This is a genomic window from Nostoc sp. (assembly GCF_036918015.1).
Lineage (GTDB): Bacteria > Cyanobacteriota > Cyanobacteriia > Cyanobacteriales > Nostocaceae > Nostoc.
On record NZ_JBALEO010000001.1, the window covers coordinates 1 to 15369 of the forward strand.

13 protein-coding genes are annotated in these 15369 nt (G+C 42.6%); 3 read left to right on the forward strand and 10 right to left on the reverse strand.

What is annotated here, in order from left to right:
• The first annotated feature begins 236 nt into the window (after positions 1 to 236).
• Together V7K61_RS00005 and V7K61_RS00010 are read left to right on the forward strand one after the other, a co-directional pair.
• Positions 237 to 851: a hypothetical protein gene (locus V7K61_RS00005; protein ID WP_335049778.1), complete on the forward strand. Its 615-nt coding sequence runs from the start codon at positions 237 to 239 to the stop codon at positions 849 to 851.
• Positions 848 to 1234 (forward strand): hypothetical protein, encoded by a 387-nt coding sequence (locus V7K61_RS00010; RefSeq protein ID WP_335049780.1) that lies wholly within the window; start codon positions 848 to 850, stop codon positions 1232 to 1234. Before V7K61_RS00005 ends, V7K61_RS00010 begins: the two co-directional genes overlap by 4 nt.
• Here the strand turns inward: V7K61_RS00010 and V7K61_RS00015 are convergent.
• From V7K61_RS00015 to V7K61_RS00025, 3 genes are all read right to left on the reverse strand, one after another.
• Complete coding sequence (locus V7K61_RS00015) at positions 1216 to 1377, reverse strand: hypothetical protein (protein WP_335049782.1); 162 nt, start codon at positions 1375 to 1377, stop codon at positions 1216 to 1218. The genes V7K61_RS00010 and V7K61_RS00015 overlap by 19 nt on opposite strands.
• 195 nt (positions 1378 to 1572) lie before the next feature.
• The gene (locus V7K61_RS00020) at positions 1573 to 2445 is read right to left on the reverse strand and encodes an ABC transporter substrate-binding protein (RefSeq protein WP_335049885.1); all 873 of its coding nucleotides are present in this window, start codon (positions 2443 to 2445) and stop codon (positions 1573 to 1575) included.
• A gap of 171 nt (positions 2446 to 2616) precedes the next feature.
• Complete coding sequence (locus V7K61_RS00025) at positions 2617 to 4611, reverse strand: heavy metal translocating P-type ATPase (RefSeq protein ID WP_335049784.1); 1995 nt, start codon at positions 4609 to 4611, stop codon at positions 2617 to 2619.
• A gap of 728 nt (positions 4612 to 5339) precedes the next feature.
• On the opposite strand from V7K61_RS00025, the gene V7K61_RS00030 reads away from it, so the two are divergent.
• Entirely contained in the window at positions 5340 to 5720 is a 381-nt protein-coding gene (locus V7K61_RS00030) for a hypothetical protein (protein ID WP_335049786.1), read from the forward strand.
• Positions 5721 to 5945: 225 nt separating this feature from the next.
• On the opposite strand, the gene V7K61_RS00035 is transcribed toward V7K61_RS00030, so the two are convergent.
• The 7 genes from V7K61_RS00035 to der form a co-directional block, all read right to left on the reverse strand.
• Complete coding sequence (locus tag V7K61_RS00035; protein WP_335049788.1) at positions 5946 to 8654, reverse strand: DEAD/DEAH box helicase; 2709 nt, start codon at positions 8652 to 8654, stop codon at positions 5946 to 5948.
• A 126-nt stretch (positions 8655 to 8780) separates the two neighbouring features.
• Complete coding sequence (proC, locus tag V7K61_RS00040) at positions 8781 to 9599, reverse strand: pyrroline-5-carboxylate reductase (protein ID WP_335049790.1); 819 nt, start codon at positions 9597 to 9599, stop codon at positions 8781 to 8783.
• Positions 9600 to 9705: 106 nt separating this feature from the next.
• Positions 9706 to 10314, reverse strand: coding sequence for a cell division protein SepF (locus V7K61_RS00045; RefSeq protein ID WP_335049792.1), 609 nt, complete (start codon positions 10312 to 10314; stop codon positions 9706 to 9708).
• A 367-nt stretch (positions 10315 to 10681) separates the two neighbouring features.
• Positions 10682 to 11350 carry a YggS family pyridoxal phosphate-dependent enzyme gene (locus V7K61_RS00050; RefSeq protein WP_335049794.1) on the reverse strand — a complete coding sequence of 223 codons (669 nt, stop codon included), beginning with the start codon at positions 11348 to 11350 and terminating at the stop codon, positions 10682 to 10684.
• A complete protein-coding gene (gene pipX, locus V7K61_RS00055) occupies positions 11347 to 11625 on the reverse strand; it encodes a transcriptional coactivator PipX (protein WP_069068710.1) in 279 nt (92 codons plus the stop codon). Before pipX ends, V7K61_RS00050 begins: the two co-directional genes overlap by 4 nt.
• A gap of 1009 nt (positions 11626 to 12634) precedes the next feature.
• Positions 12635 to 13552 carry an energy-coupling factor transporter transmembrane component T family protein gene (locus V7K61_RS00060; RefSeq protein ID WP_335049796.1) on the reverse strand — a complete coding sequence of 306 codons (918 nt, stop codon included), beginning with the start codon at positions 13550 to 13552 and terminating at the stop codon, positions 12635 to 12637.
• Between the two features lie 170 nt (positions 13553 to 13722).
• A complete protein-coding gene (gene der / locus V7K61_RS00065; protein WP_335049798.1) occupies positions 13723 to 15093 on the reverse strand; it encodes a ribosome biogenesis GTPase Der in 1371 nt (456 codons plus the stop codon).
• Positions 15094 to 15369 lie beyond the last annotated feature (276 nt).

Genomic DNA, 15369 nt, shown 5'->3' on the forward strand with positions numbered 1-15369 from the left:
TCGCCTCTCCCTGAAAAACTAGTTCTTTTATACTACTTTGGGAATTTCAAAATGGGGGTTAATACTCTATTTATTTCAAAATGAGAATTGCTGGGTAAAAGTTTGGTTTGTCATAGGGTGGGTGATAAATGCGTAGCTCCTAGCTTGTCGTTAGACATCGCCTTTTATACTCTATAACTTGTGGAGAAGTGCAATGTCTAGACGCGCTGTTTGGTGACACACTTTAGCTCACTGATATGCTAGTTTCAATAATTAGGCGATCGCTTTTCACTGCTCCACAATCTAATGGGGTACAAGAGGGCTATTCGATGAATTCAAACTCGAAGGAATTGGTAATTACCAAACTTGAGCAAGGATTACCCACTATCACTCCAGCATTTGGTGCAGCATTAGCAGAAGCTTGTGCTGTCTGCTTAACCGACCAAGATTATATTCAGGGTGTAGAACTCAAAGTCAAAGGAGACTTTACGGCTGTTTTTCAACTATATTGGCAAGAAGTCACTGACCAAATGATGCGCTGTTGGAACGACAGTGAATATACTACAGAACAAGCGGCCTATGGAATTGCTTTTTTAGTGATACAAGAACTCACAGACTATACAGTTATTGAACGTTCTCGCAGAGGAACAGGATTTGATTACTGGTTGGGCAAAAAAAGTGAGAACAATGAACTACCATTTCAAAATGCAGTTCGGTTGGAAGTTTCAGGCATACGTAAGGGCGACAACAGCCGCGTCAAAGCTAGAGTTAAACAGAAACTTGAGCAGGTAAGTCCTACAGATGGTACACTCCCAGCATATATCGTGGTTGTGGAGTTCAGTAACCCTTTAGCATTCATCGTGAAAAAATGAGTCAAATTCAAGAGTTACATCAACAGGCAATGGATTTGGCAGAGATGGCACAGGTTGCCAAACTTAGAGGTGACTTGATTTCAGCTTCGCAATTATCCAGCCAAGCATTTGAAAAAGAACGATTAGCGGCAGAATTAATCGCAGATAATCTCGAAGCAGAACCAACCCGTTCAGTGTTACATCGTAGTGCGGCAACTCTCGCAGTTGAATGTGGTGAAATTCACACAGCAGAGCGTTTAATTGCGATCGCTTTATCAGGAAATCCGCCGGCTGAGATTGCTGAAGAACTCAAAGATTTATTTGTGCAAATAAACATTGATAAATATTTTGCGCGTCGCGGCCTTGCATTTGATGAAGCGAAACTTCAAAGCTTCATGGGGTGATTTGTATTGGTGGATGGTGAGGTATGGCGATCGCTATCAATCAGTATATTGCGTATAGCCGTTGCATCTTTGACTGTGACTGGTAAATCAGCACCTACGCCAATCAGTAATGCATAACCGTTGGTAAAAGTTTGGTTTGTCATACGGTGGGTGAGGAATGCGTAGCTCCTAGCTTGTCGTTAGACATCGCCTTTTATACTCTATAACTTGTGGGGAAGTGCGATCGCTTTCAGTAGATATTTCACTATCGCTGCCATCCTTATCTTATTCACCGCTGCTTTCCCTTGTAAGGCTTTCAACAAGCAATCTGTGAAAGCATTATATCGTTTGCGTTGCGCTTAAGGTTGAATCGGCACAAACTCATATTTATCAGTGCCAGGTATTTGTTGAACTTTGACTAAGACGATGGAATTATTTATGCGATCGCCTGATGGTAAAAACTGAATCTTTCCCGTTGCACCATCGACTGAAAAACCCGGACTATGCAACACATTTTGTAATTCATCGCGTCTGTTGGTTCGTTGTAAACCTGCGATGATCGCCAAGGTTGCATCATAAGCCGTAGCTGTTCGCCAATTCACAGTTGCACCCCAAAGTTTTTGGGCTTTTTGCGGAAAGATGTTATTAGGAAATGCTGCGGGATACCAAGGTGCAGAGATTATCAGTCCGTTGATACCTCTGCCCTCCTTTAAGGTTTCGTTAGTGAAAAGTGTAGGACTACCAAATACAGTCAACTGCCCTTGATTAGATTCTGCCACCACTAGACCTTGCTTTATGTTGTCTATATAAAGACCTAACACTAAGGCATTAGCACCGCTACGTACAGCTTGAGAAATGACAACACTAGGGTTAAAGCCACGGGCAGAAATATCGCACTCTGTAGAATTAATCTGACCGCCAGCAGCTTTTATCGCTTTAACAAACTCATCGTTAAACGACTGATTATCTATCCCTTGGTAATCAACACAGATAAGAAAATTAGTTTTACCCGCTATTTTAATGGCGTAATTAGAGACGCTATCTGCTATGGATTTAACACTAGGAGCAGTGCGGAAGATATAATTGCCAACACTGTCAAGGTTTTGGGCATAACTGGTGGGAGATATCATCACTAACCCATCTTTTTCATAGACTGGGGCTGCTGAGAGAGAAGCATTACTAGAATTATGTCCCACGACAGCTAAGATGTTGGTATCTTTGCCAAACCGAATGGCAAGCTGTGCAGATTCACTTGGGTCGTTATCATCGCTAAAGTACCTGTAGCAATAACTTTAATTGATGAATTCATGGGTTCTATTTTGGTTAGTAGAATATGAGTGAGAAGTAGTCATAGTTTAACTACTACAAATTACCAATTAAAGATTCCCGATTTCCCAATAACTTTATTTCATCGCTCTAGTTGCGTTTAAAATTGCCAGCATTGCTACTCCGACATCAGCAAAGACAGCTTCCCACATTGTCGCTATCCCAAAAATACCCAATCCAATAAATAAAGCTTTAATTGCTAAAGCAAACCCAATATTTTGCCAAACAATTTTGCGAGTTTTTCTGGCGATTTGTATTGCTTCTGCCACCTTTGATGGTGCATCTGTCATGATGACAATATCGGCAGTTTCGATCGCCGCATCTGAGCCTAATCCACCCATTGCTATGCCAACATCTGCTCTAGCAATCACTGGCGCATCATTAATGCCATCCCCAACAAAGGCAACTTTACCATGCTTGCCAGCGGTGCTGAGTAACTTCTCAATGGCATTAACTTTTTCTTCAGGTAATAACTCTGCTTCAAAGGTATCTATGCCAAGCTGTTGAGCAATCCGGGAAGCGATCGCTTGATTATCTCCTGTCAACATTACTGTTCTCTCTACACCCATGCGCTTGAGTGCTTGAATAGCAAGTCTTGCATCTTCTTTCACTTCATCAGCAATAACAATATATCCAGCGTAAATATTATCCACTGCTATATGAATAACTGTTCCCTCTAACTGGCAATTATTATGAGCAATCTTCTCTCTGTGGAGTAGGCGATCGCTTCCCGCTATTACTACCCTATTTTCAACCTTGGCTCTAATTCCATAGCCTGCTATTTCTTCATAATCTCCGATCTCAAATTCATCTATTTTTCCACCATAAGCCTTACGGATAGATTGAGCGATGGGATGATTTGAGTGCGATTCTACTTTGGCAGCTAATTGCAATAATTCTTGTTCGTCGAAGCCATTTTCTGGTACTATTTTTGCTACTTTGAATACCCCTTTAGTTAATGTTCCAGTTTTATCAAAAACAACTGTATTAACTGCATTTAAAGTATCTAAAAAAGTAGAGCCTTTAACCAAAATACCACGTTTAGCTGCACCTCCCACACCTCCAAAGTAACCTAAGGGAATACTGATAACGAGTCCACACGGACAGGAGATAACGAGTAAAATTAGGGCACGATAAACCCATTCGGAAGAAGTTGCACCAGAAATGAATAAAGGAGGTAATATTGCAACTGCTAAAGATGTAAAAACGACAATCGGTGTATAATATCGGGCAAATTTAGTAATAAATTTTTCTGTTTCTGCTTTTTTAGTTTTGGCATTTTGCACCAAGTCTAAAATTTTGGCAATGGAAGATTCATCAAAGAGTTTTGTTACTCTAATGCTGAGAACACCTATTTTATTGATCGTTCCAGCCAGAACTGTTTCTCCCATCCTCACCGTTCGCGGTACAGATTCTCCAGTTAATGCAGATGTATCAACTTGCGAGCTACCATCTATAATTTCACCATCTAAGGGAATTTTTTCTCCAGGTTTAACAATGATAATATCCCCAATATTCACTGTTTCTGGTGATACTTTTTTGAGTTCTCCTTCTATTTGGATGTTGGCATAGTCTGGACGGACTTCCAATAATGCTTTGATGGAATTACGAGAACGGCTGACGGCAATATCTTGGAACAATTCTCCAATTTTATAAAATAACATGACTCCGACAGCTTCGGGTAACTTATGAATTGCGATCGCCCCTAATGTCGCTACAGTCATTAAAAACGTTTCATCAAATATTCTACCTCTAACTATATTGCGTCCAGCAGTTTTTAAAACACTCCATCCACTTAATAAATAAGCAGGAATGAAAAGCAGATATTCACCTATTGAGTAGAATGTATTGTGTAATTGATTTTCAAAAATTACACCAGGCGCATATAAACTTAAAATTGCTACCAAAGGCAATATCTCATTTTTGAGATTGAATTCTCCACCGTGTTCGTGATTGTGGTCATGGTTATGATTCTCATCATGATTGTGATTATGAACATGGTTATGATTCTCGTGATGGTGATGTTCACCGCTGCAACAATCTGAAGATTCCGAATGTACTTTCTGCTTCATTTTTTCTATGTAGGCTAGTAAATTAGTTGAGATATGAGCCTTTTTTTAAATGTAATAAAAAAAAGAAGTTTTTACAAGTTGATATTTTAAGAACGAGAATCTATCTCAATCTGTTTGGTTAAGGTTTTTGATGAAAATTCTAGATCCCTAAAGAGGCGATAAATCGCCGTCAAGATGAGAGACTGATTATTGTAGAGACGGCAATTTATCGCCTCTCTTGTCTTAACCGAACAGTAAGTATTAGAATCTATCTCGAATTTATTGCTAAATACATCAACTATCTTTTGATTAAAATTAAGATTTTGAATCAAAAGATAGCTATAGCGGCTTTCAATTGTATAGAATTATGTAAAATATAACTTTTGTTCGTAGTGAGCGATTTATCGCTCTGTATAAGAATTTAAAAATTCCAAGGGGGAAAGGCGCAGATTACTAGCTCTAATTTAATTAAGCTCTTATACTTGCATCAAGCAAATAATCACCATCGTAGGAATATACAACGGATTTAAATTTGCTGAATTACATAACGTTACGTCTAAAAGCCAGATATACAAGCCTGTTTGATTGTTGAATTATCATATAGTAGATAATTTACGATCCAACTGGTGAAGAGATGGAACTTTCTTGGATAACAAGTGTCTATCTAGCTATTCTCAGGGAAAATTCACTTGAAGTTTGAAAGTTAATCGCATACCCTAATCTAGTAGACAATTTTCTCAAGGAAATCTATGAACAAAAAAATTCTTCTGAATTTGCTTTCCACTTCCTCAATTTTTGTGTCGATGATGTCTACGCTGGTGGCATTTCATCCTGCCCATGCTAGTGGTAGCATTACACAGAGATTACTGCACACACAAGACGGTCGTACCTGTATCACTAACCCACATGGTGGACAAGATTTTGTGTGCATTCGAGATTCGGAGAGAAAACGCCCGTATACCTCTACAAGTTCCTCAACTATTGTCACATCAGTATCAGATAAGAATGTTGCCATGTTGAACTTTACTGAAGAGGAAAGCGACGCTGCAATTAGAGTATTTGGCTGCGACTGTCCATTATGTATAAATTCTTTGCGTCAGTTGCAGGGTACTGGAAACTTGGTGTACTAAGATTGAATAGCGCTGATAGCGACTATAACTTTTGTTAGATACACGTGATTAATCACGTATAAAAGATATACAAAACCAAAAAAGCATTTTTAACTACGTACCACTACTATTATTTGGCCAAATGTAAATTGATTGTTGGGACGATTTGTAAGGGCAATTCATGGATTGCCCCTACAGTGTCTTTTTTTGTGTAACTTTTTTTGTGTAAGTACTGAGAGAAAAAGACTATTCAACCACCTCATTCACGGGGAATCTATCAATCAACTGCATCGCTCGATGAGCATTACGCTGGAAAGAGTCTGGCAAATGGGGAACATGGGGGATCTGCGATAATAAATCTAATGTCCGTCGTAAAATTCTCACCACATCGCCTTCGTCTAAGGTGGTGTTCTCGCAGAGTTCTGTCCACTCCACTCCCAGCGCCCATTGTTCCACGATCGCAATTAACTTGTTCTCTGGTTCCTGTTCCTTTTTCTCTGTTCCCTGTTCCAACCATATAGGCAAAGCTACGTTATAACGCCGTTGTAGTTGGAACATTTGGCGGCGAATTCCCTGCAATTTTTTCAAGGCTTCTGTCACTTCATTACTAAGCTTAAAGTAAACCTTGCTATCTGGACGGGGCGTTTCCATCACCAAAGCTGCTGCAGCTGCTGCTAAATGCTGCGGATCTAAGTTGTCCAATTCACCACTAGCGAATACTAAACCCAGCCACAATTCATTCTCGCCTCGAATGGCGGCAGCGATTCGCCCTAATACTGTGGGGACTAAGTTATCCAAAGCGCCAAAGTGTTGCAGAATTGAGATTAAATTCACAAACTCTTCCCAATGACGTTGTGACTGTTGCTCTACTTGCTCTTGCAACTGTTCAAGTTCGGCTTCTAGTTCAACATAGCGGGCGCGGCGCTTGAAAAGCGTGGCAGCATTGCCTGATTGATGTAGGGGATGAGCTTCTAATTGCTCTTGGACGGCGGTAGTGCGACTGAGTTGTTCTGCTACTTCTGGTGCCAGATGCAATGATTCTACCGGATTGGGAATATGGGCAGCGATCGCAAAGGTTTCTTGATTACCCCGGCGCGACTGTCCTGGTTTCAATGGCATCTCTGGCGGTGGCAGGATATCAGGTGGCACTTCAATTCGCGGCAGTTCGGCATATAAATCCACTACATCCCCTGTGGTTGCCACATACCAACGGTTATCGTGTCCCAAGCATACCAAGTAAGGAGCTTGACCAGAACCAGGCGATTTGCCCACTAACACTGCGGTTACGGGTGTAGACACTGTGATGTTTTTACCTTTGAGACTCAACAGAGTTCCTGACACTGCAAATCCCAACATCATCCCCAATTCTTCTTGTCTATCTTCCTGCGCTTGCTCTTGCAAGGTTTTCAATATCTGGCGTTCCACTTTCAGGCGTTGCCGCAATTTTTCATAAACAGCCAGTTCATTTTCATCAACTGCGGCGATTTGCTCATGTAGTTGAGCTAATTGGGTTTGTAATTCGGCAATTTCATCATATTCCGGTCTTAAATGCAAGGTGGCCATGTACTGCCCAAAACTGCGCTCTATCAGTTCCCTGGTTTGATCTAGGGTGTGTGTTTGCAGCAAATTGAGTACCATACCATAACTGGGTGTAAACTGGCTTACAAGGGGGTCTGGCTTGGATGTTCCCAAATACGCAGCTTCTTTGGCTCCTTCAAAAGGAGTTTGGACTGTCACCACATGACCTTGTTTATCCATCCCCCGGCGGCCGGCTCGTCCCGCCATTTGCAAGAATTCGGAAGCGTTCAACAGGCGGTGTCCGGTGTCAGTACGCTTGGAAAGGGTAGAAATTACCGTTGTTCGGGCGGGCATATTAATCCCCGCTGCTAGTGTCTCAGTGGCGAATACTACTTTAATCAACCCTTGCTGAAATAGTTCTTCTACCAGTGCTTTCCAAGCAGGTAAAATCCCAGCGTGGTGGGCAGCAATTCCCCGATACAGGGGGGCAATTTGTCCAGAACGCCCAGCTTCGGGATTACGGGCTAAAAAGTCATCAATCTGTTCGCGTAAAATTTGGGACTCTTCACTATTTACCAGCCATAAATCTCCCACTTCCGCCACTGCTTTATCACATCCCCGGCGGCTGAAGATAAAGTAAATTGCTGGGAGCATATCCCGTTGTTCTAACTGGCTCAAGGTATAAATTATACCCGGAGCTTCAGGTCTACCATTTCTCCCTCTATCCCTTTCTCCCCCTTTCCCCTTTTTCTTCTGAAGTCTGGGGTTAATTTTGGTTTTGCTATCATTCAGCAGGGGGAATAAACCTTTAGGATTGCAAAAGTGAAATTCTAAGGGGACTGGGCGAAAATCGGAGTAAATCAGGTCTGTTGGGCCGTGAACGCGATTTAGCCAATCAGTGAGTTGATCGCTATTGGCAACCGTTGCTGAGAGGGCTGCCAGTTGCACTTCACGGGGACAATAGATGATTGATTCTTCCCAAACAGTACCGCGCTGGCGATCGTTCATGTAGTGGCATTCATCAAGTATTACCGCTTCCACGTCTACTAATGAGATGCCGATTTGCCCAATGGGTGTGCCATAGAGCATATTTCGGAAAATTTCTGTGGTCATTACTAAAATCGGCGCATCCCTGTGGATGGAAGCATCTCCAGTTAATAGCCCGACTCGATCGAACCCGAATTTTTCTCGAAAGTCACGTAATTTTTGATTCGACAGCGCTTTCAGGGGAGTAGTATAAAACACGCGTTTTCCTCGCGCTAGGGCGCGATAAATGGCGTATTCCCCGACTAATGTTTTGCCCGAACCTGTAGGGGCACACACAACAACGGAGCGTCCAGCGTTCAGGGACGCGATCGCTTCTTTTTGAAACTGATCCAGATCAAAGGGAAATATAGACCCTAAGTCAAGTTCTGGAGACGGTGCAGGATAATTCACTCAATCACATTTGCAACCAGATTGTTTACTATACTAACGAGTCTTTTGTCAACTTCGTTAGGTTAAGAGTTAGGAGTTAGGAGTTAGGAGTGAGGAGTTAAAACTCATAACTCATAACTCATAACTTTATTTTCCCAGCTCTTGCGATCGCTCTGTGGCAGCTTTGACTGCTTCAATTAAAGCGGAACGAAATCCTGCCTGTTCTAGCTTGGCAATCCCGGCAATGGTTGTACCTCCAGGACTGGTAACGCGATCTTTGAGTTCTGCTGGGTGCATTTTGGTTTCATGTAACAGTTTCGCTGTTCCCAGTACGGTTTGCAAGGCTAGTTGATTGGCAATTGCTCTAGGTAAACCTGCGGCGACTCCGCCATCTGCAAGTGCTTCTACTAACAACGCCACGTAAGCGGGGCCGCTACCAGATAGCCCTGTGACTGCATCCATCAGCCCTTCTGAAACTTCCACGACTTCACCCACAGCAGAAAAAACTTGCTGTGCTATTTGGTGATGCAAGGCATTGGTATATGCACCTAAACAAATTGCGGTAACTCCTGCTCCCACCGTTGCCGGGGTGTTGGGCATTGCTCTAATCACTGGCAATTGCACAAATGCAGCTTCTAGCTGACTTAAGGGCACACCCGCCAAAATAGAAATGATGAGAGGTGAATGTTCTCTATTAAGAATATCAATATCTGCTAATTCTTGAGCGATCGCACTAAATACCTGTGGCTTCACTGCCAAAAAGAGAACTTCTTTTGCTTCCGTGAAAACCTGGCTATTATCTGTAGTCACAGCAACACCGTATTGCTGCTTTAAAAAATCTAAGCGTGAAGGTAGCGGTTCGCTAACTATGACTTCTGATGATTGATAAATTTCACGCGCGATAAGGCGGGATAAGAGCGCTTCTCCCATTACCCCACCACCAATTAAGCCAAATTTTATAGTCATTAGTCATTGGTCATTAGTCATTGGTCATTAGTCGTTTGTCATTTGTCACCATGAGCAAAACCCAGGACAAATGACAAAGGACAAAGGACTAACTACTAATTTAACTTTATTGTGCCATCCGGTTAGTTTCGTTGCCCCAAGTTTGATTTGGAGTACCTGTAGTCGGGCGAGATTGACGTGCTGGTGGTTGTGGTACTTCATGAAGAACGCCACCTTGAGTGCTAACTTGGACACAACTTGGTGTAAACAAAAAGATGCTCTCACCGATGCGCTCTTGATGTCCATCTAGTGCGTAAGTACCACCTGCAACAAAATCTACTGCTCGTTGAGCTTGATCGGGGTCCATGATTGTCAGATTTAATACCACTGACTTGCGTTCGCGCAACGCTTGAATTGCCTGGGGCATTTCTTCAAAGGTGCGTGGTTCGAGTACTAAAACTTCCGAAATTCCGTTAATTGCTCCTGGCATACCAATCACATTCCCCATTGGCTTTGAACCTGCTGTCATATCATCTCCCATTGTAGGCACTGGTTCCCGCCAGCGTCGATTTTGAGCAGCTGGACTCTCTTGTGGTGCTGGCTGGGGATTTTCTTGCTGATACAGATTTTGATAATTATTATTATTATCTGTTTCTGGTTCTTCTTCGTAATACTCGTATTCCACTTGCTCATTTAGACCCACAAAGTCTCTGAGTTTGGAAAAAATGTTGTTCATTGTGTGTGTACTCTCCTGGTGCGAATAGCCTGTATTGACTTGGCTGAGGATTAGTTGAGATAGGAGCGACCGCTACATCGGTGGATACTTCAGCAAGTGTATTGCTATTTGTAGCTCATACTACGGGTTTTGGCGATGAACTGACACTTATTGGAAAGGTCTGTGCATCGCCTAAACATAATAATGAGTCAAAATTATATCCTAAGGTTTATCCGAAGGAAACTTCTTTATACCCCATTTTCCCTTGGCGATTGCTCTTGTCAATACTATATCCTTTGTTTCGGATTGCACCAGTCTGTGACAAAATTCTTGTCAACAAATCCTTAGCTTCTATTAATACTGCCCTGTAAGGCTGATGATTAATCGGCTAATAGCGATCGCCAAACAAGATTGTTCCTAATCGTACCATCGTTGCGCCTGCTTGCACTGCCAGTTCGTAGTCGCTTGACATACCCATAGATAGGTGCTGCATTTTAATATGCGACCAGTTTTCCTCCTGGATTTCTTTGGCTAGCTCACGATTGCGATTAAACACACTAAGAATTTCGGAATCATTTAATCCTGAAGGCGGAATTGTCATCAAACCTTGAATTTGTAAACTTTTGTATTGATTTAGTGTGGGTAAATCAGCCAAAAGTTCTGGCACACTCCAACCAGACTTGTTGGGGTCGGGGAGAATTTTCACTTGCAGGCAAACCTGGGGACTCACTCCTAGCTGTTGCGCCAATTGGTCTAAGCGCTGTGCCAGCTTCAAATTATCAACGGAGTGAATCCAAGGGAATTGCTCGATGGCTTTTTTGGCTTTATTGCCTTGTAAATGTCCAATAAAGTGCCAGGTAATATCCGGTAAGTCTTGCAACTCGGCTTGTTTGCTGGCAGCTTCTTGGATACGACTTTCCCCGAAATCACGAATTCCGGCGTTGTATGCAGACCGAATAGCCTCGGCAGAAGCTTGCTTGCTAACAGCAATCAATTTGACTGATGTTGGTAGTGAGGAGCGAATGGAAAGAATACGTTCGGAAATCGAACTGTTCATTGGAAGGTGCGCTGGAAAACACTCTGAAGCTGATCGTACTCCTGAGAATGCCCACTGCGCCGCAGGGTACGTAAGCGATTTTCCAACATCATTCTCGCCTCAGTACGTCCTAGAGACTGGAATTTCACACCTTTAACGTCATTTGCCACCAAAAAAAATAAGCGCTGGGCATAAAGGGTGGTGAACAAATCCTGGTTTTCATCAACCATACAGATTTTGTAGAGTAAACCCCAAGTTGGATGGTTTATGTAAGTTTCTGCGTTTTCTGGATTCATTTAAGAGTCAAGGTGTAGTCAAGGTGGAAGTATATATATCTTTTCGCAGTGAATTCCAAACATTCAGACGATAATACCAACATTCGTCAGAATATTTGGTTAAAATGCGAAGCTGCGGTTACGAAGACCTCGATCTAGTTCCTAATCGGCAGATGAAGCTAGTGGTAGTGAAGCGCAATGGTACAACAGAAGCCGCGAAGCGTAGATTCAAAGAGTAGAGGCTGTTCGACAAATATCACCATCTGCTTTGGTGACTTCAATTTATCAATCTGTAGGGACAAGGCACAAAATATTCCCGATCCTCTGGTTGAAAGTTCGACGTGGGAAGGAAAAACACCCTTTGAAGTTCCCAACGGCAACGACGAATTTTTCAACTTCTTTCCATACTGCCACAACTGTCGCTGAATGGCACAAAATTGGGATTGGGGATTGGGGATTGGGGATTGGGGACTGGGGACTGGGTACTGGGTACTGGAAATAAAAATATTATTTATGCAAAAAGTCTATTGATTATCCAGTATTTTCAGTGGTGAAATTTGTGCTTGGGCATTGTGCAGAGATTCATAAGGGTAATCGATCAAAAATATTGAGATTAGTTTGTAGTGTTCAAGTAAGGCTGTTTAATAGCTAAAATCTACAGGAAATGATAGGGGATCAATTTTATGGCTGGGTAGCTGTTCAATTTACCTTATCATATTGTTACCTATAGCTCAATACTGTTCGATTAAGGCAAGAGACGCGATGAATCGCCGTCTCTACAATAATCAGTCTTTGGTAGAGACGGCGATTTAATGTTTTGTTTTACTTCTGACTCCTGTTAGCGCACGGGGCCCATTCTGACTCCTGAATTCTGCTGTATTACCTCTTAGAATACTCCAAGTAAAAAAATGCCCAATTGTCATTGCGATTGCTTCGCTTCGTACCCTTCGGGTTCTCCAAAGGAGTACGCAATGACGGGTTTTGGATCATTTATTTTTTGGAACACTCTTACCATTTTATCGGTGCAAAATTACGCCTGAGTTCCTATAGCTAGTCGTATTCCCCAGAATAAGATTAAAGTTGCGATCGCCAGCCAGTCACGCCCTTTTAATCGTAAATCGTGCCACTGCACTCGATGCTCATTGGGACTGGTAAAACCCCGTACCATCATGGCATTCGCCATTTGATCTGCTCTTAAGAGCAGATTTTCCAAAAGTCTCTCTGCGACTGTCATCCAAACCTTGAATGCTCCTTTTAATCCCAGCTTTTTCCAATTAATTGCCCTTGTCATTACGGAGCGAAATAAGTTTTGCACTTCTTCTAAAACCAGGGGAATGAAGCGCAAGGATAAAGTTAAAGTTAAAGCAATTTCTGTGACGGGCAACTTGAAGCGTCGCAAGGGTTGCATTAGGCTTTCTATGCCAGATGTGATTTCTTCTGGTGCGGTTGTCAGCAGATAGAGGTTGGTACTGTAAATGACGGTAAAGATGAGTGTACTCAAGCGTACTGCCAAACTCAAGGAGTAGCGAGTTACTTTAACCGGGCCTTTGTGAAATAGCACGTAGCTGTATGCTTTTTTCTCGGCTGGTGGCTCTTGAATATTATTAGAATTTGCTGGCTGGGTTAATATTTGTTCGTTAGCTGGCAGACGTGACTGATAATCTACACCCAGTCCATCAGGACTGATGGCTGCGATCGCTAGCACAAAAAAGGATAGCATTAATAACCAACCCATTTGCTGCTGCCATACACGTCGAGGAATTCTGGCAATCAAGGTAGCAAGAATCAATACTACCACCAGCAGCACCCGCCAAAAGTTGTTGGCTAAAACATAGCTTGTTAAAAAGCTCATCAACCAGGCGAACTTGACTCGCGGATCGATTTTATGTAGCCAAGTTTGGGGTTGTTCTAAATAAAGTCCAAGTGGCAGCGATCGCAATAAATCCATTTTAGAGTTATAGAGTTAGGAGTTAGCAGTGAGAAGTTAGGAGTTTTGACTTTAACTCATAACTTTCACCTTCTGCCGCTATCAAACTCAAGTCGATAGGGTTCTATAGTTAGCAATTTTGACTTTAACTCATAACTCTTGTACAGACGCGATTCATCGCGTCTCTATTCCTAACTTATTTTGACGCGAGTTGCTCTATTAACATTACCACTTTCGGCATCACGGACTTTCTTGCTCCGCCACAGTAAAATAATTGGCGTGCCTTTAAATCCTAGCTGTTGACGAAATTGGCGTTCAATGTAGCGGCGGTAGTTGTCGTTGAAGCGTTTCGAGTCGTTGACAAATAGTGCGATCGTTGGTGGTTGGCTACTTACTTGTGTACCATAATAAATCTTGCCCTGACGCCCACCACGGGATGCTGGCGGTGAATGCCAGCTAACAGCATCTGTTAAAACTTCGTTAATTACTGATGTGCTGACACGACGTTTGTGTGATTCAGCCGCCGTTTTCACCAATTCGAGAATCTTTTCTACCCGTTGTCCTGACAAGGCGCTCACAAAAATTGTTTCTGCCCATTCGGTAAAATGTAACCGTGATTGCAGAGTTTTTTCATAGTCGTAGATTGTGTAAGAGTCTTTTTCGACAGCATCCCACTTATTTACGACGATGATGCAGGCTCGACCTTCTTCGATAATCCGCCCAGCTAATTTTTGGTCTTGCTCGGTGACTCCATCTACAGCGTCTATTACTAATAAAACCACGTCAGCGCGACGAATCGCTTTAAAAGCCCGGTTAATACTAAAGAATTCTGTGCCGTATTCGATGTGTTTCTTTTTGCGGATGCCGGCAGTGTCAATCAAGCGGTAGGTTTGTCCTTCCCGTTCAATGACGGTATCAATAGCATCGCGGGTAGTGCCAGAAATGGGGCTGACAATTGCCCTTTCTTCCCCAACAAAAGAATTGAGTAAGCTCGATTTGCCCACATTCGGGCGTCCCACAATTGCTACTTTGATTTCATTCGTGTCTGGAATGTCTTCAATAGCAGGGATGTGATTAACTAACTCGTCGAGTAACTCTCCTGTGCCACTGCCATGAATCGCGGAGATGGGGTAAGGTTCGCCCAACCCCAATTCCCAAAATTCGGCAGCTTGCATTAAGCCTTGTTCTGGGGATTCACATTTATTTACAGCTAATAGCACAGGTACGCGTTGTTGGCGCATCCATTCAGCGATTTCTAAATCTGCCGAGGTGGGGCCTGTTTGACCATCGACAACAAAAATAGCGCCACAAGCTTCTGCAAGGGCTGTCATTGCCTGTTGGCGAATCAACGGTAAAAATTCGGTATCATCATTAAAAACTAAACCACCAGTGTCTACCACTAAAAATTCGCGACCATTCCAGAAAGCTGGAAGATAAGTGCGATCGCGTGTCACTCCCGGTTCATCATGGACAATCGCCGTTTGTTCCCCGGCGAGTCGATTAACCAGGGTGGATTTGCCCACATTTGGGCGTCCGATAATTGCAACAATTGGCAGTGCCATAAAACCAGGGTAAGTGAGAGGTGTAGTATATCACATTCCTACATTTTACTCACTTTAAACTGGAAGTTTTAATTTAATTTTTGGGGATTGGGATTGGGGATTAGGGATTGGGGACTAGGAAAGAAAGGATGAGTAAGATTTGGTTGGGTTTCAATACCAATGCCCAATGCCCATCTATTCAGTGATGCCATACTTTTAAAAATAAAAAAGGTAGGAGAACCTACCTTTTACCCAAAAAAAGCATTTTGTAACCAAATACCAAATTCAATATCACAC

What these genes read in the sequence shown, in the direction of transcription:
- V7K61_RS00050 (WP_335049794.1), bottom strand. Translation starts at nt 11,350, where the DNA reads ATGAACAGTTCGATTTCCGAACGTATTCTTTCCATTCGCTCCTCACTA.
- der (WP_335049798.1), bottom strand. Translation starts at nt 15,093, where the DNA reads ATGGCACTGCCAATTGTTGCAATTATCGGACGCCCAAATGTGGGCAAA.
- V7K61_RS00025 (WP_335049784.1), bottom strand. Translation starts at nt 4,611, where the DNA reads ATGAAGCAGAAAGTACATTCGGAATCTTCAGATTGTTGCAGCGGTGAA.
- proC (WP_335049790.1), bottom strand. Translation starts at nt 9,599, where the DNA reads ATGACTATAAAATTTGGCTTAATTGGTGGTGGGGTAATGGGAGAAGCG.
- V7K61_RS00005 (WP_335049778.1), top strand. Translation starts at nt 237, where the DNA reads ATGCTAGTTTCAATAATTAGGCGATCGCTTTTCACTGCTCCACAATCT.
- V7K61_RS00045 (WP_335049792.1), bottom strand. Translation starts at nt 10,314, where the DNA reads ATGAACAACATTTTTTCCAAACTCAGAGACTTTGTGGGTCTAAATGAG.
- V7K61_RS00010 (WP_335049780.1), top strand. Translation starts at nt 848, where the DNA reads ATGAGTCAAATTCAAGAGTTACATCAACAGGCAATGGATTTGGCAGAG.
- V7K61_RS00015 (WP_335049782.1), bottom strand. Translation starts at nt 1,377, where the DNA reads ATGACAAACCAAACTTTTACCAACGGTTATGCATTACTGATTGGCGTA.
- V7K61_RS00030 (WP_335049786.1), top strand. Translation starts at nt 5,340, where the DNA reads ATGAACAAAAAAATTCTTCTGAATTTGCTTTCCACTTCCTCAATTTTT.
- V7K61_RS00060 (WP_335049796.1), bottom strand. Translation starts at nt 13,552, where the DNA reads ATGGATTTATTGCGATCGCTGCCACTTGGACTTTATTTAGAACAACCC.
- pipX (WP_069068710.1), bottom strand. Translation starts at nt 11,625, where the DNA reads ATGAATCCAGAAAACGCAGAAACTTACATAAACCATCCAACTTGGGGT.